We start from the raw sequence: 23,511 nt of genomic DNA on the forward strand, positions 1-23,511 counted from the left end.
GCTCACCATTCTCGACGCTCAATACACCCCAACCTACCAAGACAACCATAATCGGCCACCCCAGCAAGCAGGACACATCAACGCGTCCATAACTTCCAAAAAACCAGATGCAGTTTTGAAGGAACAACTCGAAGCTCTTCGCTTCGGCCCGCTTTCTTTACTTCAGTTCTTCTTCCCTCGTCAACACCTTTTGCTTTGCAGCATTTGGTGGCTTCCGGAGAAGAACCTTCGCTCGTCGGCGGGAGCGGCGATGTAGCCCCGCCGCCGTCGAGGCGCAAGAGCTTTTTTCACCGAATTTTCCCGAGACCCCGCGGCGCCTTCACCCCACAGCATCGCAACAGCAAAGAAGCCGTCTATGGCACTGTCGAGAGTTGATCGACCGAAATGGAACAACAGCTATCTGGGGAACACCGGGCCCGGATGAAAGTCCTGCCCAGGTCGTGCTTCATGACGGGCAAGCATAGCGCCCCGTATCCGCCAGCATAGCGGCAGTACCGTGGGCATTCGGGGCCGGGGCGACCAGCGTGCTTGAGGAGGAATGGTGCCGGGTGCGAGAATCGAACTCGCGACCTATCGATTACGAATCGATTGCACTACCGCTGTGCTAACCCGGCCCATTCAGCAGCGCCGGAACCCTCCGGCGCGCTGCGGTGCCGCGCCTTCTAGCGGCAGCCGCGTCGCGGGGCAACCTCGCGCGTGCACGAACCCGGCACGCGCGAGGAAGATATCAGGCGGTGGCCACCGCACCGCCCTTAGATACCCCACCTGTCCACTCGATGCGGCCGGGTGTGCCACAGGCCTCGCACAGTGGCTCCCAACGCGCATGGATCGTGCCGCAGTTTAGGCACTGCCACCGCGGTTCCGGTGCCGCGGCCGCGGCCGCGCGCAGCCACTTCGCCTCGGCAGCCCGGCCCGCAGCGCTGTCGCCCAATTCCACGGCGTCCATGTCCACCATGGCGAGGTAGGCGCGCCGGTCGGCGACGCCGGAGTTCACCAGCGCCTCCAGCTCTGCCCTGGCCCGCCCTGTCAGTCCCGCGGCCAGCGCCGATCGGCCGAGCACGAGGCGGCTCTCGGGGTGGCCCCGATTCTCCTGAGTCAGCGCCTCTGCGGCCTTCACCCGGGCCAGCGCATCGCCCTCATCGGCCAGATACGCCTCGGCGAGGTCGGGGTGCGGCGCAGCCTTCCAGGCGGTCTGCAGCGTGGATTTGGCACGCCGCGGGCTCCCCTCCCCCGCCTGCCGCCGGGCCACCGCCAGGGCGGCCGGCGCGAAGCCAGGATCGGCGGAGAGCGCCTGCTTCTCCAGCGAGGCCGCCAGGGCCGGCTCCGGCTCCTGCATGGATGCGGCCAGGGCCAACGCCGCCCGCCGGTGCCCTGTCATTCCATCGGCGGGCGAGAGCGCCAGCGCCTCGCGCCAGTCGCGGGTCCGCAGGGCCAGCGCCGCGCGCTCCTCCTTCACCCAGGCCGCGCCGGGCTGGGCAGCCTCGGCCTCCCGCGCCAGACGCTGGGCGGCGGGCCAGTCCTCGCGCTGCATCGCGTCCCGCAGCAGCCCGCGAAGTCCCAGAAACTTCCCGTCCTCCCTCTGGGAGAGGAGGCGAAAGGCCTCGTTCGCGGATTCGTTGCGCCCGGCCATGCGCTCGGCCTCGGCCGTCAGCAGAAGCGTGTGCGGCGTGTCGCCCAGCAGGGTCCGGGCGCGGCGGATCTCCAACCGCGCCTGGTCCGGCGTGCCGGCGGCCAGCGCAACCAGCGCGCGGGTCACCGCAGCATCGCCATCGCGCCGGTGCCGCGCCTCGCGCCGCGCGCGGATCCGCGCGGGCCAGTTCCGCAGCGACCTCCAGCCGGAAAGCAGGCCGTGCAGCACCAGGAACAGCACCACAGCCCCGAGCAAGCCCAGCCAGACGGGCACGCCAATGAAGGTGTTGCCGACGGTGATCTCCACGTTCCCGCCGGTCTGACGGAGGAAGAGCGCCGCCCAGACCCCGAGAGCGAGGAGGATCAGCAACCAAATCGCGCGGAGCATCAGTTGCTCCCCGTGCCGAGATCGCGCAGGGCCGCCCGCGCCTCGACGAGGTCGCGCGCCTGCCCGATCCAGCCCGCCATGGCGTTGCGGGAGGGCGGCGGCAGCTTCTCCAGCCGCGCAACGGCGCCCGGCAGGTCCCCGGCGTCGAGCGACCGCCGCGCCTGCTCCAGCTCGCCGGAAACGGCGTCGCCCACCACGACCTGATCGCCGCGCCGGACCGTCACCAGCCCCTGCAGCCGGGCCAGGGCGGATTCGGTCACCGTGCCGCCCTGCGGCTCGGCCGCCAGGCGGGCGGCGCGCGCCGCGTCCTCGAAGGAGAGGCGCAGCGCCGCCTCCGTCGGGGGGGCCGCTTCCCTGTAGCGGGCCAGGGCAACCGGCGGCGTCCCGGAAAGCCCGGACAGGGCCTGCCCGAGCGGCCGCCCGGCCTCCAGCGCCGTCTGGATCTGCCCGCGCGCGGCCAGGGCGCCGAGCCGGCGTTCCGCCGCCTCGGCCTGCGCCAGCCGCTGCTCGAATTGCTGGACCCGCTGGGCCAGCGCGGCCTCTTGCGCGGCCACGCGGCGGTTCATCTCGGCCTCGGCGTTGGAAAGGCGCTCGTCAACCGCCTTCGCGGCGGCATCGGCGCGGCTGTTCATCGCCTGCCCGGCCGCCTCCACGCGCTGGTTCAGCGCCTGGTCCAGGGCGGCGAGGCGCGGCCCGAAGGCCTGCTCCGCCGCGGTCACCCGGGCGGCCAGCGCCTGCTCCGCGCCGGTCAGGCGGTTCGCCAGCGTGCCCTCGGCCTGGGCGATGCGGGCTTCGCCCCGGCGGCTCTCCTCGGCGACCCGGCTGTCGAGCGCGCCAAGGCGCTCCTCCAGCCGCCGCTGCCCTTCCGTGGCGGCGGTGCGCGCCTCGGCCACGGCGTTGCGCGCCGCCTCCAGGGCGGTGTTCAGCCCGGCCACGCCGTTACGGGCCTCCGCATCCACCACGGGCTTGGCGGCCAGATCGCGCGCGGCGGCCTCGGCGGCGTCCAGGCGGCGCTCGGCGTTCGCGGCGCGCTCCGCCAGGCCGGCGGCGGAGGGGCGAGCCTCAAGCGCGGAGAGGCGTGAATCGACGGACGCCATCCGGGCCGCATCGGCCTGCTGCACGGCGGCGGGCGCCGGCTGCCGGTCGCGCGGGCTGGAGACGAGGTAGGCCACGGCCCCACCGAGCACGACCACGGCGGCCGCAATGGGCAGGATAGCCGGCTCGAAGCGCCGGGCGGGTGCGTTCAGCGTCGCCGGGGGTGGCGGGGCGGGCGGCGTGACCGGGGCGGCCGCGGGCGGCACCGGACCGGTCCCGGCAGGCGCGGCCCCCATCGAGGCGGCCCCAATGGGGGCAGCACCGGTGGATCGAGTTGCGCCGGACGCAGACCCAGTGGATGGCCCAGTGGATGGCCCAATGGGCGCCCCAGTGGATGCGGAAGCGCTGGACGCGAAATCGGCGAGCTCGGCTCCGGCAGGGGCGGTCCCGGCGGCCATGGACGGATCAAGGCCGGCGGAGGGCGTCGGCTCCGCGGGCGCGCCGCCCTGCGCCATCTCGGCGGCGGAGGGGATGGGCCCGGCCGGGGAGGTGGCGTCCTTGCCGGCCGGGTTGGCGGCGCCGCCCGTCTTGCCCCCCTTCCCGCCGGGGGCGGCGGGGCTGACCTTGGCGCGGGCGCTGCCCGGGGGGGTTTTCGGCGTGTCGCTCATGGGATCAGGGTTCATCCTTCTGGGAGAGACGTCGAGGGAGGGGGACCGAGCAGGTCCAGCAACGCGTCCTGATCCGGTCGTGGCGCCACGTCCAGCCCCTTCCAGGGAAGTCCGGACGCGGCCCGGGCCACGCGGCCGCTCAACGCCAGGGCGCGAATGTCGGTTGCCGCGCCGCACAACCCGGCCGCCCGCAGCAGGGAGAGTGCAACCCGGGCGCTGCGCGGCGAAAGGAAAAGGGCGGCCCGGACCTCTCCCGCCCGAAGGGCGGCGTGCGCCTCCGGCGGAAGCACGGCGCTCTCCGCGGCGGCATAGGCATCCCGCCGGATCACATCGAACCCCCGCGAGAGGAGGTCTGCCGCCAGTTCGTCGCCATAGCCCTCTCCCGCTGCCAGCAGCACCGGCCCCGCGGACGGGTCCAGCCGGCTCGCGGCCAGGGAAGCGAGGGAGGTGGCATCGCCACTGGCCGCCGCCACGTCCCTGAAGCCCGCCGCGCGGGCGGCATCGGCCGTCCCCTCCCCCACCGCCAGCACGGGCAGGTCCGGCGGGCAGGCATCGGCCAGGGCCGGGATGGCGGCCGCGCTAGGCAGCAGCGCCGCGCGCGCGCCCGGCACGGGCTCGATGGGAAGGGGGGTGAGGACCAGGGCGGGGGCGATCACCGGGCGCCAGCCCAGCGCAGCCACCCGCGCGGCCGTGGCCGAGGCCCCCGGCTCCGGCCGGGTGATCAGGCATGCAGGGGCCGCGGGCGGCCCCTCAGCCAAAGATGTCGGCCGGGCTGTCGGCCCGCAGGCTGTCGCCGAGCTCGGCGCCGATCGCCTCGGCATCCGCCACCGCCCCGTGCAGGCTGCGCTTCAGCAAGAACGATCCGTCCGGCCGGGCCACCAGCCCGGTCAGGTGCAGGCGCCCATCTGGCAGCAGGCGCGCGTGGCCGCCGATAGGCGTGCGGCAGGAGCCGTCGAGCGAGGCGAGCAGCGCCCTCTCAGCCCGGGAAACGGCGCGTGCCTCCCGGTCCTCGATCCCGCCCAGCAGCTCGTGCAGCTCCGTATCCTCTTCCCGCACCGTCACGCCGATGATGCCCTGGCCGGCGGCCGGCACCATCGCCTCGGGGTCCAGGATCACCATGCCCGGCGGGGAGAGGTCCATGCGCCGAAGCCCGGCGAGCGCCAGCAGGGTGGCGTCCGCCTCCCCCTCCGCCAACTTTCGCAGGCGGGTCTGCACGTTGCCGCGGATCATCCCCACGGCCAGGTCGGGCCGGGAATGGAGGATCTGCGCCTGGCGCCGCAGGCTGGCCGTGCCCAGCCGGGCGCCGGCGGGGATGCTGCCGATCGGGTCCGCCGGGTCCAGCGCGCCCATGCCCGGGCCGGGGATCAGCACGTCCCGGCTGTCCTCCCGCTTCAGGGTGCAGGCCAGCACCACGCCGGGGGGCATCTCCGTCTCCAGGTCCTTCAGGCTGTGGACGGCGAAGTCGATCCGCCCGTCCAGCAGCGCCTCGTGGATCTCCTTGGCGAAGAGGCCCTTGCCGCCCACATCAGCCAGGCGCCGGTCCTGGATGGCGTCGCCCGATGTCTGGATGACGTGCTCCTCGAAGGCCCCGGCATTGCGCAGCACCGGGCAGAAATGGAGCACCATTTCCAGGAAGCAGCGCGTCTGCCACAGGGCCAGCGGCGAGCCGCGGGTGCCCACGCGCAGCGGTAGGCTCCGCATATGCGGGCGCACCTTAGGCGCCCCGGTCGGGGCCGGGGCCTTCAGGGCCCCGATCGGGTCCGGGGCGGGGTGGGCAGACGACATGGCGGCGTCTTAGAACCGCGCCGCGAAACGTGGAAGGCATGTGACGGAATGGACCTTGCCGGTCCGGTCCCTGGGCCCGTCCTGGGGATCGAGAGCAGCTGCGACGAGACGGCCGCCGCCGTGCTGGCGCCGGACGGCACCATCCTCGCGGAAACCGTGTTCAGCCAGACGGAGGACCATGCCCGCTTCGGCGGCGTGGTGCCCGAACTGGCCGCGCGCGCCCACCTGGCCCGCCTCCCCGATCTCGTGGCGGAGGTGCTGGGCCGCGCCGGGGTGGCGCCGGGCGACCTCGGCGGCGTGGCCGCCACCTCCGGGCCGGGGCTGATCGGCGGGCTGATCGTGGGCGCCAGCTACGGCAAGGGCCTGGCCATGGCGCACGGGCTGCCTTTCGTGGCGGTGAACCATCTGGAGGCCCACGCCCTCACCCCCCGCCTTCCCGGCCTGCTGCCGGAAGGGGCGCGCTTCCCCTACCTTCTCCTCCTTCTCTCTGGCGGCCATTGCCAGTGCGTGGCGGTGGAGGGGCTGGGCCGCTACCGCCGCCTGGGCACCACCCTGGATGATGCGGTGGGCGAGGCCTTCGACAAGGCCGCGAAGCTGCTGGGCCTGCCCTGGCCCGGCGGCCCGCACCTGGAGCGCCTGGCGCAACAGGGCGATCCCGCCCGCATCCCCCTGCCCCGCCCCCTGATGGGCCGGGCCGGCTGCGACTTCTCCTTCTCCGGCCTGAAAACGGCCGTGGCGCAGGCCGTGGCCAAGGGCGGCGACCGCGCGGACATCGCCGCCGCCTTCCAGGCCTCCGTGGCTGCCGTGGTGGCGGACCGCGCCCGCCACGCCCTCGCCATGGCGCCCGGCGCCACCGCCCTCGTCGTCTCCGGCGGCGTCGCGGCCAACACCGGCCTCCGCACCGCCCTGGCGCGGGTGGCGGAAACGGCCGGCCTGCCCCTCGTCGCGCCCCCCATCCGCCTATGCACCGACAACGCCGTCATGGTCGCCTGGGCGGGGATCGAGCGGCTGCGCGAGGGCCTGACCGACCCCTGGGACCACGCCCCCCGCCCCCGCTGGCCGCTGGATGAACTGACCGTCTGACATGAACGACCGCCCATGAACTACCGGCACGCCTTCCACGCCGCGAACTTCGCGGACTGCATGAAGCACGCCCTGGTCCACGCCCTGGTCACGGCGCTGGCCCGCAAGCCCACCCCGTTCCGCGTGCTGGACACCCATGCCGGCATCGGCCTCTACGACCTGCAATCCGAGGAGGCCCGCCGCACTGGGGAGTGGCGGGACGGGATCGGGCTGCTGGAGCGGGTGCAGGAGGGGCCGCTGCTGCCCTGGCTCGAGGTGGTCCGCTCCTTCCCGCGCGGCACCTACCCCGGCAGCCCCGCGCTGATCCGCGCCCTGATGCGCACCGAGGACCACTTGGCCCTGTGCGAGCTGCACCCAGAGGACGCCGACACCCTTCGCGCGGCCTTCAAAGGTGATGCCCAGGTCTCCATCCACCGGCGCGACGCCTACGAGGCGCTCACCGCTCTCACCCCCTTCCCCGAGCGGCGCGGCCTGGTGCTGATGGACCCGCCCTTCGAGCAGGAGGGCGAGTACGAGCGGCTGGTGGCGGGAATGCGCGGCGTCGCCCGCCGCTTCCGCCCAGCGGTGCAGGCCGCCTGGTACCCGGTGAAGCACCGCACTCCCGTCCGCGACTTCCACGACGCCCTGCGCGAATCCGGCCTGCGCGACGTGCTGGCCCTCGAGTTGTGGCTGCGGGAGCCCACCGATCCCACCCGGCTGAATGGCAGCGGCATGGTCGTGCTCAACCCGCCCTTCGGCTTCGCGGACACTGCCCGTGCCATCCTTGCCGCCCTGAACGCGGCCTTTCGGAGTGACGAACCCGGGCAGGGCTGGGCCGTGACGGAGATCGTGCCCGAATGAGCCAGTCCATGCAGGGGCACGGAAAGCTCGCCGTGATCGGCGCCGGCGCCTGGGGAACGGCGCTGGCCGTCCAGGCCCGCCGTGCCGGCGGAGAGGTCTCCCTCTGGGCGCGGGAACCGGCGCGGGCGCTGGCCATGCAGGCCCTGAGGAGCAATGCCCGCCACCTGCCCGACACCCACCTGCCCCCCGGCCTGCACGTCACGGCCGACGCGCGGGAGGTTCTCTCCGGCGCCGAACTCGCCGTGCTGGCCGTGCCCACCCAGCATCTCGGCGCCGTGCTGGGCGACCTGCCGCGCCTCCCGCCCAGCATCGCCGTCGCCAAGGGCGTCGAGGCGGGAACGCTGCTCTTCCCGCTGGAGATCCTGGCGCAGGCCCGCCCCGGCCTGCCGGCCGCCGTGCTGTCCGGCCCCAACTTCGCGCATGAGGTGGCGGAAGGACTGCCGGCCGCCGCCGTGGTCGCCAGCGCGGACGCCGCCCTGCGCGGGGCCGCCATTGCCCGCCTCGGCACGCCCGGCTTCCGGCTCTACGCGGGGTCGGACCCGCTCGGGGTGCAGGTGGCCGGGGCAGCGAAGAACGTGGCGGCCATCGCCGCCGGGGCCGCGATCGGCGCCGGGCTGGGGGAGAACGCCCGCGCCGCCATCGTCACCCGCGCCCTGGCGGAGATCGCGCGCCTGGCGGTGGCGCTGGGCGGGCGCGGGGACACGGTTGCGGGCCTGGCGGGGCTGGGCGACCTGATGCTCACCTGCGCCGGCGCGTCCAGCCGCAACTTCTCCCTCGGCCTCGCCCTTGGCCGCGGGGAGCGGGCGGAGGACGTGCTCGCCGGCCGCTCCTCCGTGACCGAGGGCGCGGCGACCGCCCCCGCCCTCCTCGCCCGCGCCGCGGCGGCCGGGGTGGAACTGCCGATCTGCGCCGCCGTGGCCGGGGTCCTGGAAGGGGCCTTTACGGTTCAGGGGGCGATGGAGAGTCTTCTCGGCCGTCCTCGCCGGGCGGAGTAGCGGCGGGCGGAGCAGACTGGGGCGAAGCAGACTGGGGCGTGGCTGAGGCGGTAGGACCGGCCGGAAGCCACCATCCCGTCACCTCACCCCCGAGACGCGGTTCGGAGAGGGGGCGGAAGGGGGCCAGGGCGGCCTCGGTCTCCGGGTCCGGCATCGCAACGGCCGCGATCTCCAGCCCGGCGGCGCGGGAGAGCGGCGGGGCATCGCCCAGCCAGGGATCCGCCTGGGCCACCCCGACCAGCGCCTCAATCCTCGCCGGTTCCCGCGCATGGACCAGGCAGAAGTCCCGCAGGCGGCGATAGGCAGCGCGCTCCGCCTCTGTCAGCTCGATCTTGTTGGCGGCGCCCAGCCGTTCCAGCGCCGCCACCGCCTCCAGCGCCCGCAGATGGCTGTGCAGCGCCAGCCCGGCGCGCCGCAGCTCCTGCGGCAGGGCCCCGCGCGCATCCACCTGGGCCAGCTGGGCGCGCAGCTTCCCCATGCCCCAGTCCAGCAGCACCGGATCCCCCGCCGCCACCCCGGCCGCCGCCGAGGCCAGCCCGGCCCAGGCGGCCTGGTGGTTCCGGGTGTCGCTGATCAGCGCCTCGGAGCGGCGGTCGTACCGGAACCGCGCCTCGTTCGCGACGGCGGCCAGCCAGCGCGCCACCCGGTCCGCCCGCGACGGCACCAGCCCCGGCGCGCGCCGGAGCGCGAGGAAGGAGAGCGAGGCCCCGGCCAGGACGAGGACGCGGTGGTAGCTCGCCTGCAGGTTGAAGGCGCCCAGCAGCGCATCGTTCCGCGCCCAGACATCCATGGACTCCACCGCGCAGGCCGCCCCGCCGGCCTTGCCGGCCCGGTGCACGGCCAGGGCGCGCTGCACCACGGCCAGCCAATCCCAAAGCGGCTTCGCGGCCGCATCGTCCATCGCCAGGCGGGATGGGTCGGCGCGCGAGGAGGCGGGGTCGAGGAAGTAGCCGAAGCCCTCCAGGTTCCTCACCGGGCGCGGCAGCACCTCGCAGGCGAAGTTCGGGCCGCTGGCGGCAGGGGCCCGCCGGAAGGGCCCGGCCAGGCGCCGCCGCTCCGGCCGGGGGCCGATCGGCTCCGGATTCGATGGCGGCGGGCCGCGCCGGTTCGGCTGGGCAAAGGCGCCTTCCGGCCGGAGAAGCAGGAGTGCGGGCGCGGCAAGGATGGAACGGCGGGGCGGCATGGCCCCATTCTGCCCGCCCCGGGCAGGCGCGTCAGGTCTCGGGGAAGAGAGGCAGTTCCCCGTTTTCGCCATGGCGGCGCCGGGCGCGGGCGGCCTCGGAGGCGCGGTGGCGCAGCAACTCGTCCAGCAGCCGGTCCATGGTCTGCCAGAGCGGCTCGTCCCCCTTCCGCTCCTTCATGACCAGCGCGTGGGCAGCGAGCGTCACGTTGAGGGTGCCACGCGTCGTCTCCGGCCGCGGCATCCGCATCTGGACGAGGGCCTTCTCCACCTCCTCCAGCGGCGCGCCGATCATCTCCGCGATCTGCGCGGGCTCGTGGCCCGCGCGGCGGAGGCGGCGCGCGTCGTCCCGCTTCTTCGGCGGCAGGTCGATGGAGGGCCGCAGCGCGACGGTGCGCCGCGACATCTCTCCGGAGCCCGAGCCGGGCGGCTTTCCCTTGAAGGCCATGATGCAGGGTATCGCGCCTAAATCGGTGCCGGTTCAACCCTCCCGCAGCGCCGCCCCGGCCGCCAGCGGCGCCAACGGCAGCGCTGCGGCCAGGAAAGCGGCCAGCAGGAGCAGGAAGGGGCGTGGCTCGCCGCCCCCTGCCCCGGCCTCGATCGCGCCGGCGGCGAAGATCACCACGGGCACGGCGAGCGGCAGCACCAGCAGGGGCAGCAGCACGCCGCCGCGCCGCGCGCCAAGCGTCAGTGCCGCCCCGAGAGTGCCGAGAAGGGAAAGGATGGCAGAGGCCAGGCCGAGGGCCAGGACCGCCACGCCCCACCCCTCCACCGGCAGGGCCAGCAGCGCCGCGGCGACCGGGGCGGCGAGGAGCAGCGGCAGGCCGGTGACGGCCCAGTGCGCCGCCGCCTTGGCGAAGGCCAGTCCCGCCGGGGGCAGGCCGGCGGTGAGCAGCAGGTCCAGCGACCCGTCCTCCGCCTCTGCCGCGAAGAGGCGGTCCAGCGGCAGCAGCGCGGCCAGCAGCGCGGCAGTGACGAGGGCACCCGGCGCCAGCCGCGCCAGGGCTTCCGGGGAGGGGCCCACGCCGAAGGGAAACAGAGCGCAGACGATGACGAAGAACAGCACCGCCGCCAGCGCCTCCGCCGGGTGGCGTAAGGCGAGGCGAAGTTCGCGCAGAAAAACGGCGATCACAGCCGCAGCTCCCGCGCGCCCGGCATGGGCAGCGGCAGGTGGGTGGCGGCCAGCACGATCCCGCCCCGTGCCCGGTGGGCCGCCAGCAGCCCGCCGAGCCGCTCCACCGAGGCCGAGTCGAGGCCCAGCGTCGGCTCGTCCAGCAGCCAGAGCGGGGCGTCGCCGAGGGTCAGCCGCGCCAGGGCCAGGCGCCGCCTCTGCCCGGCCGAGAGGGTGCGGCAGGGCAGAGCGGCGAGCGGCGAGAGCCCGACCGCCTCCAGCGCCGCCGCCGGATCGCCGCCGCGCAGCCGGGACCAGAAGCGCAGGTCTTCCTCCGGGCTCAGGGCCGGCTTGATCGCGTCCTGGTGGCCCAGGTAGCGCGTGCGGGCACCGTGCGCGGCAGGGTCCGAAGCCGCGTCCTCCCCTTCCCAGGCCACATGCCCCGCGGCCGGGCGCAGCAGCCCGGCCAGGAGCCGCAGCAGGGTGGATTTCCCCGCCCCGTTCGGCCCCAGCAGCAGCAGCGCGTCGCCCGGCTGGGCGGCGAAGGACAGCCCGGCGAAGACCACCCGCCCGCCGCGGCGCGCGGCCAGATCCACCGCGTCCAGCAAGCCAGCCATACCCCCCGCGAAAGGTTCCGGCCCCTGGACCGGAACCCCCCCGCCATGCTTCAAGCGCCCTTGATTTTCAAGCCGCTCGGGGAAATTGCGACGCATGAGCAAGTACGGCCAGGATACCCTCAAGACGAAGCGCACGCTGGCGGTGGACGGGAAGACCTACCACTACTTCTCCATCCCCGAGGCGGCCAAGGCTCTGGGGGCCGATTTCACCCGCCTGCCCAATTCCCTGAAGGTGCTGCTGGAGCACATCCTGCGCTTCGAGAACGGCGGCAGCTACAAGGTTGACGACGCCAAGGCGATCTCCGGCTGGCTCGAGAAGGGCCAGTCCTCCCAGGAGGTTCCCTTCCGCCCCGCGCGCATCCTGATGCAGGACTTCACGGGCGTTCCCGCCGTGGTCGATCTGGCCGCCATGCGCGACGGCATGCTGAAGCTCGGCGGCGACCCGCAGAAGGTGAACCCGCTGGTCCCCGTGGACCTCGTCATCGACCACTCCGTGATGGTGGACGTGGCCGGCACGCCGGACGCGCTGACGAAGAACGTGGACCTGGAGTACGAGCGCAACGGCGAGCGCTACGAGTTCCTCCGCTGGGGCCAGGGCGCCTTCAACAACTTCCGCGTCGTGCCGCCCGGCACCGGCATCTGCCACCAGGTGAACCTTGAGTACCTGGCGCAGGTTGTGTGGACCGACACCGACGCCGGCGACGTCTACGCCTACCCCGACAGCTGCTACGGCACGGACAGCCACACCACCATGGTGAACGGCCTGGGCGTGCTCGGCTGGGGCGTGGGCGGCATCGAGGCCGAGGCCGCGATGCTCGGCCAGCCCATCGCCATGCTCATCCCCGACGTGATCGGCTTCAAGCTGACCGGCAAGCTGAAGGAAGGCGTGACGGCGACCGACCTCGTGCTGACCGTCACGCAGATGCTCCGCAAGAAGGGCGTGGTCGGCAAGTTCGTGGAGTTCTACGGCGCTGGCCTGACCAACCTGCCCGTCGCCGACCGCGCGACCATCGGCAACATGGCGCCTGAGTACGGCGCGACCTGCGGCTTCTTCCCCGTGGACGAGGCGACGCTGGGCTACCTGCGCCTCTCCGGCCGCGACGAGCACCGCATCAACCTGGTGCGCGAGATTTCCAAGGCCCAGGGCATGTGGCGCGACGACAGCACGCCCGACCCGGTCTTCACGGACACGCTGGAGCTCGATCTCTCCACGGTGCTGCCCTCCATGGCCGGCCCGAAGCGCCCGCAGGACAAGGTGGTGCTGACGGACATCTCCACCTCCTTCGCCAAGGAGCTGCCGAACCTCGCGGTCGAGGGCGCGCCCCCGCTGGGCGCCCGCGTGCCGGTGGCCGGCGCGAACTACGACCTGGGCCACGGCGACGTGGTGATCGCCGCCATCACCTCCTGCACCAACACCTCCAACCCCTACGTGCTGGTCGCGGCCGGCCTCGTCGCCCGCAAGGCGCGTGAGAAGGGGCTGACGCCGAAGCCGTGGGTGAAGACCTCCCTCGCCCCCGGGTCCCAGGTCGTCACCGACTACCTGAACGCCTCCGGCCTGCAGGCGGACCTCGACGCGCTGGGCTTCCAGACCGTCGGCTACGGCTGCACCACCTGCATCGGTAACTCCGGCCCGCTGGAGGACGCGATCGTCTCCGCGATCGAGGACCACAAGCTGGTCGCCGCCTCCGTGCTCTCCGGCAACCGTAACTTCGAAGGCCGCGTGCACCCGAACGTGCGCGCGAACTACCTGGCCTCCCCGCCGCTGGTGGTCGCCTACGCCCTCGCCGGCACCATCACGAAGGACATCACGACTGAGCCGCTGGGCACGGGCAAGGATGGCCAGCCCGTGTACCTGAAGGACATCTGGCCGGAGCAGGCCGAGATCAACGGCGTGGTGCACGAGGTGCTGACGCGCGAGATGTTCCAGAAGCGCTACGCCGACGTGTTCAAGGGCGACCGCCACTGGCAGGCCATCAAGGTCGATGCCGGCAGCGACACCTATCGCTGGAACTCCGGCTCCACCTACGTCCAGAACCCGCCCTACTTCGAGGGCATGGGCGTGGAGCCGAAGCCCATCGCCTCCGTGAAGGGCGCGCGCATCCTGGCGGAGCTCGGCGACAGCATCACCACGGACCACATCTCCCCGGCCGGCTCCATCAAGAAGGCCTCGCCCGCCGGCGAGTACCTGCTGGAGCACCAGGTCCGTCAGGCCGACTTCAACTCCTACGGCGCCCGCCGCGGGAACCACGAGGTCATGATGCGCGGCACCTTCGCCAACATCCGCATCAAGAACGAGCTGGTCCCGGGCATCGAGGGCGGCATCACCAAGCACTACCCCTCGGGCGACGTGCTGCCGATCTACACGGCGGCCATGCGCTACAAGGAGGAGGGCGTGCCGACGGTGATCTTCGGCGGCAAGGAGTACGGCACGGGCTCGTCCCGCGACTGGGCCGCGAAGGGCACCTTCCTGCTCGGCGCCAAGGCCGTGATCGCTGAGAGCTTCGAGCGCATCCACCGCTCCAACCTGGTGGGCATGGGCGTGCTGCCGCTGGTCTTCAAGCCGGGCGAGGACCGCAAGACTCTCGGCATCACCGGTGAGGAGACCGTGGACATCCTCGGCCTCGAGGACCTGAAGGCCCGGATGATGCTCGACATCGTCATCCACCGCGCGGACGGCACGGAGACCCGCACCCAGGTGCAGTGCCGCGTCGATACGGCCGACGAGGTCGAGTACTACAAGCAGGGCGGCATCCTGCACTACGTGCTCCGCAGCATGGCCGGGGTGAAGGTCGCGGCCTGATCCGCAACTTACCTCTGGGATGAAAGGGGGCGCGGGCCGAAAGGTCCGCGCCCTTTTCGCATCTGCGGCAACCCCGGCCGGCCCGGGGGCGCAACCCCGCCCCGGGCGCCGCGTTCGCCCGCCGTCAGAAGGGGTCGGGTACGCATGATCGGCGACGCATGAGGCGGGCCGTCCTGGTGATGAACGAGCGCGCCGGCACCCTGGCCGGACGCCCGGACCTGCCCGCGCTGATAGAGGCCGCCCTGCGCCGGGCCGGCTTCGACCTGACCGTGATCCGCGAGCACGGCGAGGACATCGCCGCCCGGCTGGAGGCGGCGATCGCCACCGATGCCCCGATCGTCCTCGTCGGCGGCGGGGACGGCACCATCCGCGGCGTGGCGGCCCGGCTGGCGGGCACGGACCGCGTGCTCGGCGTGATCCCGCTCGGCACGCTGAACCTTCTCGCCCGCGACCTCGGCGTCCCGCTGGACCCGCTGGCCGCCGCCGAGGCCCTGGCCACCGCCGAAACCCGCCCGATCGACGTGGGCGAGGTGAACGGGCAGGTCTTCCTCTGCCAGTCCGTGATCGGCGTGCCCAACACCATCGGCCGCACGCGCCAGCGCTTCCGGCGCAAGGGCGGCCTCTATGCCGTGATGCGCGTTGCCATGGCGGTGCTGCGCGCCCTCCTGCGCCAGCGCCCCATGCGGCTGATGGTGAACGCCCCGGGATGGGTGAAGCCTTGGCGCCTCTGGACTCGCGCCATGTCCATCGTGAACAACGGCTACGAGGAGGGGACTGGCCTGATGTTCCACCGCTCCCGCCTCGATAGCGGCACGCTCTACCTCTACGTCAGCCGCAACTTCTCCATCGGCTGGACGGCGAAGATGATGATCGCCATGGCGCTGGGCATGTGGAAGCGCTCCAGCGAGATCCACATCCTCACCAGCCCCGCCTTCGCCATCCACTCCCGCCGCAAGCGCCTGCTGGTGATGAACGACGGGGAGGGCTCGGTCCTCCGCACACCCCTGCAGTACGCGCTCCGCCCGCGTGCCCTCCGCGTCCTCTCGCTGCGTCCCGCATGAGCGGACGGGCATGAGGATCATCGACCACATCTCCGACCTGCATTTCTGCCGGGTGGACAAGCGGGCGGCCGATGCGCTCCTCGCCCGGCTCAACGCCGATCCCGCGCATCTCGTCGCGGTCTCGGGCGACCTCACCATGCGCGCGCGACGGCAGGAGTACCGCGAGGCCCGTGCCTTCCTGGACGGGCTGCGCGTGCCCTGGATGGCCGTGCCGGGGAACCACGACATCACCGCCTACTACCCGTGGGAGCGTTTCCTCTCCCCCTTCGGGCGGTGGGAGTCCTTCATCGCCCAGGACACGGAGCCGATGTTCGAGGACGAGGAGATCCAGGTGATCGGCCTCAACACCGTCTCCCGCGGCGGGCTGCACCTGCAGTGGGAGAACGGGAAGGTGCCCCGCGCCGGGCTGCTGCGCCTGCTGCGCCGCCTCCGCCGCCTGCCGGACGGCCCCTTTCGCATCGTCGTCGCGCACCACCCTTTTCTCGCCCCGCCGGAGGAACCGGGAACGCCAGTGGTCCGCCGGGGGGAGCGCGCGCTGCGCGACCTGGCGCGGGGCGGCGTGCGCCTCGTCCTCTCCGGCCACCTGCACGTGGGCTTCCACAATATCCACAAGGTCACGGCCGAGGAGGGCGACCGGCTGACGGTCCTCCAGGCCGGATCCGCCACCTCCACCCGCCTGCGCGGCGAGGCGAACGCCTACAACCGCGTCGTGGTGGAGAACGGCCGCGCCCGCTGGACCGTGCACCACTGGAACGGCGAGGCCTGGGCGTGAGCGCGGCCCCTCACCGCAGCACGTAGCGCACCGGCTGCAGCGGCTCCGGCGCCGGCTCCCCCAGGGCTTCCAGCAGGTCGATCTCGATCACCCGCACCATCGCGTCCAGCGCCAGGTCGTTCGCCTCCAGCCCGAATGGGTCCTCCAGCTCGTCGCCCAGCGCGTCCAGGCCGAACAGGGTATAGGCGAAGATGGCCGCCACCACGGGCGTGCCGAAGCCCAGCGTACCGACGAAGCCGAAAGGCATGAGCAGGCAGAAGATCCAGGCCGTGCGGTGAAGCAGCAGGGAGTAGGCGTAGGGCAGCGGCGTGTTGTGGATGCGCTCGCACCCCGCCTGCACGGCCGTCATGCGCGCCAGGGGCTCGGACAGCGTCTGGTAGAGGATGTCCGTGATCCTGCCGCCCCGCAGCAGGGCGGCGAGCTCGGCGGATTGGGCGCGCAGCACGGCCGCGCCGGGATTGCGCAGCCCGCCCAGCCTCTCCGCCTCCCCGGCCGGCAGCCATGGCCGGGCGCGCTGCAGCCCCTCCGCGTCGCGCAACGCGGCGGCGAGCAAATGGGCGAAGGCGGCGCTCCGCCGGGCCAGGCGGCCGCACGCTGCCGGATCGGCCACCAGCGCCACCACCTCCCGCGCGAAGTGCCGGTTCTCCGTGATCAGCTGCCCCCAGAGCTGCCGCGCCTCCCACCACCGGGCGTGGCAGGCGCTGTTGCGGAAACCCAGGAAGATGGACAGGGCAAGGCCCAGCACGGTGAAGGGCGCCGCCGTCATCTCCGGGAAGCGGCCGGGCACCAGGCGCTCCAGCACGGCCAGCACCAGGGCCAGCCCGGCCACGATCAGCACGCGCGGCGCCACCAGCGGCACGATGGAGCCGCGCATGGCAAACAGCAGGTCCAGCGGGCCAGGGCGCGAACGAACGATCATCGGGCGGCCCTCCAGGCCCCGGCCTTCCAGGAGAGGGCCACGGGCGCGGCAATGGCGCAGAGCACGGCCATGGCGACGAAGGCCCCGACACCGGCATGGGCATAGAGCCAGCCCGCCATCAGCAGGCACACGGCCTGTGCCCCGGTGGTGCCGAGCGCCGCGTGAAGCGCCTGCGCGGACAGGACCTCGCCGGGCGGGGGATTGGCCGAGAGCCACCGCATGGCCCCCATGTACTGCACGCCGAAGGTCAGGGCGTGCATGACCTGCAGCGGCACCAGCAGCGGCAGGGCCGTGGTCGCGGCCAGCGCCGTCCAGCGCACCACCCCCGCCCCGGCAGCCAGCACCATCAGCCCGCGCGGGGAGAGCCGCCCGAGCAACGGCCGCGCCAGGAGGAAGAGCAGCACCTCCGCCGCCACCCCGATCCCCCAGAGCAGCCCGATCGTCTCCGCCGAGTGCCCGGCCCGGGCCCAGTGGATGGAGGAGAAGCCGTAATAGGCCGCGTGGCTGCCCTGGATGAGTGCGGAGATGAGGACGAGCCGCCCGAAGCCAGGCCGCCGCAGGAGGTGCAGGGCAAAGATGCCCCGCAGCCCGCCCCGCCCGACCGGGACGGGCCGGTGTGCGCCCCGCTCCGGCCTCGGCAGCGTCCAGGCGGAGAGCGCGGCGGTGACGTAGCAGCCCGCCAGCAGCCAGGGCACGGCCGCGTAGCCCGCACGGGCCGCCAGCACCCCCGCCCCGAGGGCGCCGAGGATGAAGGCGGCCGAGCCTGCCGCCCGCACCGGCCCGTAGTCCACCCCGGCCTGCCGCGTCGCGGCCAGGGTCATCGCCTCACCAATGGGGCTCAGGGGGGCCATGGCGGCGGCGAAGAGAAGCTGCACCGCCAGCACCGCCAGGAAGCCCTCGGCGGGGAGGAAAAGGGGTGCCACCAGGGCCGCCAGGCAGGCACAGGGGATCATCACCCGCCGCCCGTCGCCCATCCGATCCGCTAGCCGGCCGAGCGCCGGGCTGACGATGAAGCGGATCAGCGATCCGGCGAAAAGGATCTGCGCCACCGCTTCCGGCCCCAACCCCTTGGCCGCCAGGAAGGGCGGCAGGAACGGCATGGTCACCCCCACGCCGAGGAAGCTGGCGGCGAGCAGGAAAGCGAAGCGGCCCAGGAAGGTGCGGGCCGGGCTGGGGGCGGGATTCATCGGTGCGCCAAAATCCCGGACAGGCCAGGGATTGCCAAGGGCGCCTAGGCCCGATGTTCAGCCTATGTGCTTGCCAATCGCGGTCCGGCACCCCACACGTCCCCGAAGATGAGCTCCTTCTCAGACCGCCAGATGTTCGCATCCCGGGTGAAGGCCGTCCTCGGCCCGACCAACACCGGCAAGACCCATCTGGCCATCACCCGCCTGCTGGCCCATTCCAGCGGCATCATCGGCTTCCCGCTGCGCCTGCTGGCGCGGGAGAACTACGACCGGATGGTGGCCGTGAAGGGCGAGAGGCACGTCGCCCTCATCACCGGGGAGGAGAAGATCCTGCCCCCGGACGCCAAGTGGTTCGCCTGCACGGTAGAGGCCATGCCGCTGGACCGCCGCGTGGAGTTCGTGGCGGTGGACGAGATCCAGCTCTGCGCCGACCCGGACCGTGGGCATGTCTTCACCGACCGGCTGCTGAACGCCCGTGGCCTGGTGGAGACCATGTTCCTCGGCGCGGAGACGATCCGCCCCCTCCTCCAGCGCCTGATCCCGCAGGCGGAGGTGGAGAGCCGCCCGCGCCTGTCGCAGCTCACCTATGCCGGGCCCGCCAAGCTCACCCGCCTGCCCGCGCGCTCCGCCGTCGTCGCCTTCTCGGCGGGGGAGGTCTACGCGATCGCGGAGGCCATCCGGCGGCGCCGGGGCGGCTGCGCGGTGGTGATGGGTCGCCTCTCCCCCCGCACGCGCAACGCGCAGGTGGAAATGTACCAGAACCGCGAGGTGGACTTCCTGGTGGCGACGGACGCCATCGGGATGGGGCTGAACATGAACGTGGATCATGTCGCCTTCGCCTCCATCCAGAAGTTCGACGGCCACCGCCCCCGCCAGCTCACGGCGCAGGAGGCGGCGCAGATCGGCGGCCGCGCCGGGCGCGGCATGCGGGACGGCACCTTCGGCGTGACGGCAGACTGCCCGCCCCTGCCCGAGGACATGGTCCACAAGATCGAGAACCATCACTTCGAGCCGCTGACGCAGCTCGCGTGGCGCAACAGCGACCTGGACCTCTCCAGCCTGGACGCGCTGCTGACCGGCCTTTCCCTCCCCCCGCCCCGCCCGGGCCTTGCGCGCGGGAACGACGCGACGGACCACATCACGCTGGAGCACCTCTCCCGCGACGCGGACATCCGCAAGCTGGCGCAGGGCCGCGCGCGGGTGCGGCTGCTGTGGGAGGCCTGCCAGATCCCGGATTTCCGCAAGCTGGCGGACGAGAGTCACACACGATTCTGCGCACGAGTCTTTCGGCATCTCGTGGAGGATGGCAATCTGCCGGCGGACTGGGCCGCTTCCCAGATCCGGTACCTCGACAACACCGAGGGCGACCTGGACACGCTGATGGCCCGGCTTGCGGGGATCCGCACCTGGACGTATGTCGCCGCCCGCTCCGACTGGCTGAAGGATGCCAACGCCATGCAGGAGGCCGCCCGCGCTGCCGAAGACCATGTCTCCGACGCGCTGCACGAACGCCTCACCGCCCGCTTCGTGGACCGCCGTGCGGCCCACCTGATCCGCAAGCTCGACGAGGGGGAGGAGAACCTCCTCTCGGCGGTCGCGCGGAACGGTGAGGTCACGGTCGAGGGACATGTTGTCGGCGCCGTGAAGGGATTTCTCTTCGAGACCGCCGCCGATGCGGAGGACGAGGAGGAGCGCAAGGTGATGCTCCGCGCCGCCCGCCGGGCGCTGCGCGAGGAGATGCCGCGCCGCGTGGCCGCGCTGGAGACGGCGCCCGACGACGCCTTCAGCCTGACGAAGTTCCAGCGCATCGCCTGGAAGTCCGAAGGGGCCGACGAGGCAGCCGAGGTGGCGAAGCTGAAGCCCGGCGCCACCCCCGAGAAGCCGGTGATCGAGCCCATCGATTCCGAGTTCGTGGACGGGGCGGACCGCGAGCGCATCCGCGCCAAGCTCGCCGCCTGGTTCGAGGCCCTGGTCGCGCGCGATTTCGCGCCCCTGATCGAGGCCGAGAAGAAGGCCGAGGAGGACGCGGAGCTGCGCGGCCACCTCTTCCGGCTGCGCGAGTTCCTGGGCCTTCTGCCCGGCGGCACGGAGCGGGAGATCACCCCGGAGATCCGCGCGAAGCTGAAGGCCATCGGCGTGCGCGCCGGCCGCTTTGCCCTTTACATCCCGGAGATGCTGAAGCCCCGCCCCATGGCGCTGCGCGCGCAGCTCTGGGCGCTGAAGGCGAACCAGGCGGTGCCGGAGCTGCCCGGTGGCGGCCTCGTCTCCATCACCCCGCCCCGCGACTGGCCGCGCGGCTTCGGCGCCACCATGGGCTGGGTGCAGGCCGGGCCGATGCTGGTGCGGTTGGACGTGGCGGAGCGCATCGCCGGAGAGCTGGGCCACCTGACCCGCCGTGCCGCCGCCGCCCTGCCCGTGGACGTGGCCAGCCGCCTGGGCGCCAAGGCCGACACGCTGCCGGCGGTGCTGACGGCGCTGGGCTTCCGGCTGGTGACGCCCGAGCCGCTGGCTGAGGACGCCTTCGGCCCGCCCGCGCCGCAGCTCGTCGCCGCGCGGCGGGAGGAGCACCACCATCGCGGGGGCCGCGGCGAGGGGCAGCGCCGGGGCGACCGCAACCGCGGCGGCCAGCAGCGTGGAGGCCAGGGCAACGCGCCGGCCGAGGCGAAGCCTGCCGAGGGAGGCGAGGCGCCACCCACCGAGGGCGCGACGGCTGAAGCCGCGGGCGCCGAGGCCGGAACCCCGGCCGAGGCGCGCGAGGCCCGCCAGCCGCGCGGCCCGCGGCGCGACGAGCGCGGCGGCCAGAGGGACGGCCAGAGGGATGGTCAGCGCCAGGGCGACCGCGGAGGCCAGAACCGGGGCGAGTACCGCGGTGACCGCGGCAACCGCGCGCCCGGCGAGGATCGCGGCCCGCCGCGCAGCGGGCGCTCCGAGGGCCGCCCGGGCGGTGGGTACGGCAACGGCCCGCGCCGCGACCGACGGGACGACGGCCCCGCCACCCCGCGCCCGGTCTTCGAGCCCGCGCGCGGCAAGGGCCCGGACCCGGACAGCCCCTTCGCCGTGCTGGCGAAGCTGAAGCTCGGGAAGAGCTGACCCGGGCGCATGGCGGAGGCGGAAGACCGGGACTGGCAGCGCCTGGACAAGTGGCTCTGGTGCGCCCGTCTCTCCAAGACCCGCTCCGCCTGCGCCGCGCTGATTGAGGCCGGCGCCGTCCGTCTGAACCGCCAGCCCGTGGACAAGCCCGCCGCCCGCCTTCGCGCGGGCGACGTGCTCACCCTCGCCCTGGGCGGGCCGGAGCGCGGCGTGGTGAAGGTCTGGCGCGTGCAGGCCCTGGCGGCACGCCGTGGCCCACCCGCCGAGGCTAGGACTCTCTACGAAGAGATCGCGCCGGGTTGAGCCCGGACCCGGTCGAGCGTCCCACTCCGTCGCTTCCCTGGCGTGGCGCCTTTCGCGCCTGGGCCGTCGGCTTCGTCCTCTTCTCCGTCTGGGCCCTGTGGGCCGGCGAGGACACGAACTGGGACCTGCAGAACTACCACGAGTACGGGCCCTATGCCCTGCTGCAAGGGTGTCTGGCGCTGGATGTCGGCCCGGCCGGCATCCAGGGCTACTTCAACCCCCTGCCCTATCTGCCGCTCCACCTCCTGCGCCAAGCCCTGCCCCCGCCGGCGGTTGCTGTCGCGCAGGCCGCGATGCAGGCGCTGACGGTCGCGGCCGCCTGGCTGCTGGCCGGGGCACTGGGCGCGCGGGACCTCGCGGTGCGCTCCGCAGCGGTGCTGGCGGGCACCGCGGGGGCCATGGCGATCTCGGAGATCGGCACGAGCTTCGCGGACCTCGCCCTGTCCGCGCCGCTGCTGCTGGGCCTGCTGGTCCTCATCCGCGCTTGGCAGGGTAATCCGCGCCTTTTCCTCCCCGCCGGGCTGCTCGTCGGCGCGGCGGTGGGGTTGAAGCTGACGAACGCGATCTTCATCCCTGCCCTGGCCGCGGCCGCCCTGCTGCCCTGGCGCGGGGCCGGGGCCGGGGCCACTCTTGCCGCGGCCTGGCGCATTGCGGCCGGGGGTACCGCCGGCATCCTCCTAACGGGCGGCGCCTGGGCCGCCTATCTCTGGGCGACGCTGGGCAACCCGGTCTTCCCCGCCATGAACGGGGTGTTCCGCTCACCCTCCGCCAACCCGGATTCCTTCGCCGACCTCCGTTTCGTGCCGCAAGGGCTGGGGCAGGCCCTTCTTTATCCCTGGTGGATCGCCACGGGCGCGCATCCGACGGCCGAGTTCCCCTCCGACGACCCGCGCCTGCTGCTCGCCCTGCCGCTCTCCCTCCTGGTCCTCGCTGCGGCACTCCTCGCCCGGCGCCGCCCCGCGCCGGTGGAGGAAGCGCGGCTGCGGGCGATGCTGTTCCTTCTCGTGGGCACGGCAGCCTGGCTGCTCGGCTTCGCCATCCACCGCTATGCGATCGTGCCGGACCTTCTGGCGGGGATGCTGCTGGTGATTCTTCCCGCTGCCTGGGTGCCCGGACGCATGCGGCGGCTCGTGGCCCTCTCGGTTGCCGTCCTTCTCCTTGCTGCCACCCGGGCACCGGATTGGGGACACCGCCCCTGGGCGGAGGCGCGCCCGCTCACCCCGCCCCCGTCCCTCCGGTCGCCCGCGGCCGTTCTCGTCACCGCCTACCCCATGGGGATCTGGGCCCCGGCGCTGCCGCCCGAGTCCCGCCTTCTCGCCATGACGGACACGGGCCTCGCCACGGGCGGGCCGCTGCGGGCGCGGATCCAGGCCGGACTGCGCGCTCCGCCGGGCGGAAGGCTCCTCACCCTCGGCCCGGACCTACCGATGGAGGAGTCCACCCGCGCCACCATGGCCGATTACGGGGTCGTGCCCACCGGGCCCTGCGAACGGACATCGGGCGCTGCCGGGACCCCAGTCATCGTCTGCGGTGCCACCCTGGCTCCCGGCCGCCGTCTCGCCGCCCCCGACCTGACGGTAGGCACGGCGGTGGACTTCACCGCGGCGGGCGCGGGCTGGACCTACCTTGTTGCCAGGCCCCTGCCCGCCACCCCCGGCTGGACCCCCGCCGGGCCGGAGGGCACGCGGGCGGAGGACGGCGTGCGGATGGTGCTGCGGGCGGAGGGTTCCGCGCCCCGGCTGCTTGCCTTCGACTTCAGTGCATCGGGGGGTGCGCCCGCGCGCATCGGCGTCTCCGTGGATGGCAGGCCGGCGGCGGATTGGGTGCTGCCCTCGTCCGGGGATGCGGTGCGCGAGCTCTGCCTTCCGGCCGCGGAAGGGGACGGGGTGCGGCACCTCACTTTCCAGGGCGGGGCCTTCGTTCTACGCCGCATGGCCCTGCGCGCGGCCGGCCCGGCGGGCTGCGCGTCCTGAACCCTGCCCAGAGCGCACCGCCGCCCGGCGAAACCCTCGCTTGCATGCCGCGCCGCGACGGTCCATCTGCCCCGC

At 73.4% G+C, this 23,511-nt stretch carries 20 protein-coding genes and 1 tRNA gene; 10 read left to right on the plus strand and 11 right to left on the minus strand.

Annotation, left to right across the window (positions count from 1 at the left end; genetic code table 11):
• A partial coding sequence (locus tag NRP21_RS15520) for a hypothetical protein (RefSeq protein WP_257717134.1) occupies positions 1 to 256 on the plus strand: 256 nt, incomplete at its 5' end.
• Positions 257 to 539: 283 nt separating this feature from the next.
• On the opposite strand, the gene NRP21_RS15525 is transcribed toward NRP21_RS15520, so the two are convergent.
• From NRP21_RS15525 to hemC, 5 genes are all read right to left on the minus strand, one after another.
• Positions 540 to 614: transfer RNA gene (locus tag NRP21_RS15525), tRNA-Thr, on the minus strand.
• A 113-nt stretch (positions 615 to 727) separates the two neighbouring features.
• Positions 728 to 2,017 (minus strand): heme biosynthesis HemY N-terminal domain-containing protein, encoded by a 1,290-nt coding sequence (locus NRP21_RS15530; RefSeq protein ID WP_257717135.1) that lies wholly within the window; start codon positions 2,015 to 2,017, stop codon positions 728 to 730.
• Positions 2,017 to 3,720 (minus strand): MICOS complex subunit MIC60, encoded by a 1,704-nt coding sequence (locus tag NRP21_RS15535; RefSeq protein ID WP_257717136.1) that lies wholly within the window; start codon positions 3,718 to 3,720, stop codon positions 2,017 to 2,019. Before NRP21_RS15535 ends, NRP21_RS15530 begins: the two co-directional genes overlap by 1 nt.
• A gap of 11 nt (positions 3,721 to 3,731) precedes the next feature.
• Complete coding sequence (locus NRP21_RS15540; RefSeq protein ID WP_257717137.1) at positions 3,732 to 4,478, minus strand: uroporphyrinogen-III synthase; 747 nt, start codon at positions 4,476 to 4,478, stop codon at positions 3,732 to 3,734.
• On the minus strand, positions 4,471 to 5,505 hold the full coding sequence (gene hemC, locus NRP21_RS15545; protein ID WP_408639635.1) for a hydroxymethylbilane synthase: 1,035 nt from the start codon (positions 5,503 to 5,505) through the stop codon (positions 4,471 to 4,473). Before hemC ends, NRP21_RS15540 begins: the two co-directional genes overlap by 8 nt.
• Before the next feature lie 48 nt (positions 5,506 to 5,553).
• On the opposite strand from hemC, the gene tsaD reads away from it, so the two are divergent.
• Genes tsaD through NRP21_RS15560 form a run of 3 tightly spaced genes read left to right on the plus strand, consistent with a single transcriptional unit; the run spans position 5,554 to position 8,423 of the window.
• Entirely contained in the window at positions 5,554 to 6,588 is a 1,035-nt protein-coding gene (gene tsaD, locus NRP21_RS15550; protein WP_257717139.1) for a tRNA (adenosine(37)-N6)-threonylcarbamoyltransferase complex transferase subunit TsaD, read from the plus strand.
• Between the two features lie 15 nt (positions 6,589 to 6,603).
• Positions 6,604 to 7,428: a 23S rRNA (adenine(2030)-N(6))-methyltransferase RlmJ gene (locus tag NRP21_RS15555; protein ID WP_257717140.1), complete on the plus strand. Its 825-nt coding sequence runs from the start codon at positions 6,604 to 6,606 to the stop codon at positions 7,426 to 7,428.
• Positions 7,425 to 8,423, plus strand: coding sequence for an NAD(P)H-dependent glycerol-3-phosphate dehydrogenase (locus NRP21_RS15560; protein WP_257717141.1), 999 nt, complete (start codon positions 7,425 to 7,427; stop codon positions 8,421 to 8,423). Before NRP21_RS15555 ends, NRP21_RS15560 begins: the two co-directional genes overlap by 4 nt.
• Here the strand turns inward: NRP21_RS15560 and NRP21_RS15565 are convergent.
• The 4 genes from NRP21_RS15565 to ccmA are packed head-to-tail and all read right to left on the minus strand — an operon-like array spanning position 8,368 to position 11,427.
• On the minus strand, positions 8,368 to 9,606 hold the full coding sequence (locus NRP21_RS15565) for an alginate lyase family protein (protein ID WP_257717142.1): 1,239 nt from the start codon (positions 9,604 to 9,606) through the stop codon (positions 8,368 to 8,370). The genes NRP21_RS15560 and NRP21_RS15565 overlap by 56 nt on opposite strands.
• 31 nt (positions 9,607 to 9,637) lie before the next feature.
• Complete coding sequence (locus NRP21_RS15570) at positions 9,638 to 10,051, minus strand: hypothetical protein (RefSeq protein ID WP_257717143.1); 414 nt, start codon at positions 10,049 to 10,051, stop codon at positions 9,638 to 9,640.
• A 33-nt stretch (positions 10,052 to 10,084) separates the two neighbouring features.
• Positions 10,085 to 10,735: a heme exporter protein CcmB gene (gene ccmB / locus NRP21_RS15575; protein ID WP_257717144.1), complete on the minus strand. Its 651-nt coding sequence runs from the start codon at positions 10,733 to 10,735 to the stop codon at positions 10,085 to 10,087.
• Positions 10,732 to 11,427, minus strand: coding sequence for a heme ABC exporter ATP-binding protein CcmA (gene ccmA, locus NRP21_RS15580; RefSeq protein WP_456300239.1), 696 nt, complete (start codon positions 11,425 to 11,427; stop codon positions 10,732 to 10,734). The genes ccmB and ccmA overlap by 4 nt, the downstream gene beginning before the upstream one ends.
• Here ccmA and acnA point away from each other — a divergent pair.
• The 3 genes from acnA (at position 11,426) to NRP21_RS15595 (ending at position 15,964) form a co-directional block, all read left to right on the plus strand.
• Complete coding sequence (acnA, locus tag NRP21_RS15585; protein WP_257717146.1) at positions 11,426 to 14,131, plus strand: aconitate hydratase AcnA; 2,706 nt, start codon at positions 11,426 to 11,428, stop codon at positions 14,129 to 14,131. The genes ccmA and acnA overlap by 2 nt on opposite strands.
• 158 nt (positions 14,132 to 14,289) lie before the next feature.
• Positions 14,290 to 15,192 (plus strand): diacylglycerol/lipid kinase family protein, encoded by a 903-nt coding sequence (locus NRP21_RS15590; protein WP_257717147.1) that lies wholly within the window; start codon positions 14,290 to 14,292, stop codon positions 15,190 to 15,192.
• A 10-nt stretch (positions 15,193 to 15,202) separates the two neighbouring features.
• Positions 15,203 to 15,964: a metallophosphoesterase family protein gene (locus NRP21_RS15595; protein ID WP_257717148.1), complete on the plus strand. Its 762-nt coding sequence runs from the start codon at positions 15,203 to 15,205 to the stop codon at positions 15,962 to 15,964.
• A gap of 10 nt (positions 15,965 to 15,974) precedes the next feature.
• Here NRP21_RS15595 and NRP21_RS15600 read toward each other — a convergent pair whose 3' ends face one another.
• Together NRP21_RS15600 and NRP21_RS15605 are read right to left on the minus strand one after the other, a co-directional pair.
• Positions 15,975 to 16,883 carry a bestrophin family protein gene (locus tag NRP21_RS15600; protein WP_257717149.1) on the minus strand — a complete coding sequence of 303 codons (909 nt, stop codon included), beginning with the start codon at positions 16,881 to 16,883 and terminating at the stop codon, positions 15,975 to 15,977.
• Positions 16,880 to 18,070: an MFS transporter gene (locus NRP21_RS15605; protein ID WP_257717150.1), complete on the minus strand. Its 1,191-nt coding sequence runs from the start codon at positions 18,068 to 18,070 to the stop codon at positions 16,880 to 16,882. Before NRP21_RS15605 ends, NRP21_RS15600 begins: the two co-directional genes overlap by 4 nt.
• A 108-nt stretch (positions 18,071 to 18,178) precedes the next feature.
• Here NRP21_RS15605 and NRP21_RS15610 point away from each other — a divergent pair, with 108 nt between their 5' ends.
• From NRP21_RS15610 to NRP21_RS15620, 3 genes are read left to right on the plus strand one after another with little or no spacing between them, the layout of a single operon-like run.
• Positions 18,179 to 21,160 (plus strand): helicase-related protein, encoded by a 2,982-nt coding sequence (locus NRP21_RS15610; RefSeq protein WP_257717151.1) that lies wholly within the window; start codon positions 18,179 to 18,181, stop codon positions 21,158 to 21,160.
• Positions 21,161 to 21,169: 9 nt separating this feature from the next.
• On the plus strand, positions 21,170 to 21,463 hold the full coding sequence (locus tag NRP21_RS15615) for an RNA-binding S4 domain-containing protein (RefSeq protein WP_257717152.1): 294 nt from the start codon (positions 21,170 to 21,172) through the stop codon (positions 21,461 to 21,463).
• Positions 21,460 to 23,436: a glycosyltransferase 87 family protein gene (locus NRP21_RS15620; protein ID WP_257717153.1), complete on the plus strand. Its 1,977-nt coding sequence runs from the start codon at positions 21,460 to 21,462 to the stop codon at positions 23,434 to 23,436. Before NRP21_RS15615 ends, NRP21_RS15620 begins: the two co-directional genes overlap by 4 nt.
• The last annotated feature ends 75 nt before the right edge of the window (positions 23,437 to 23,511 follow it).

This window comes from Roseomonas populi, assembly GCF_024594815.1.
Classification (GTDB): Bacteria; Pseudomonadota; Alphaproteobacteria; order Acetobacterales; family Acetobacteraceae; genus Roseomonas; species Roseomonas populi.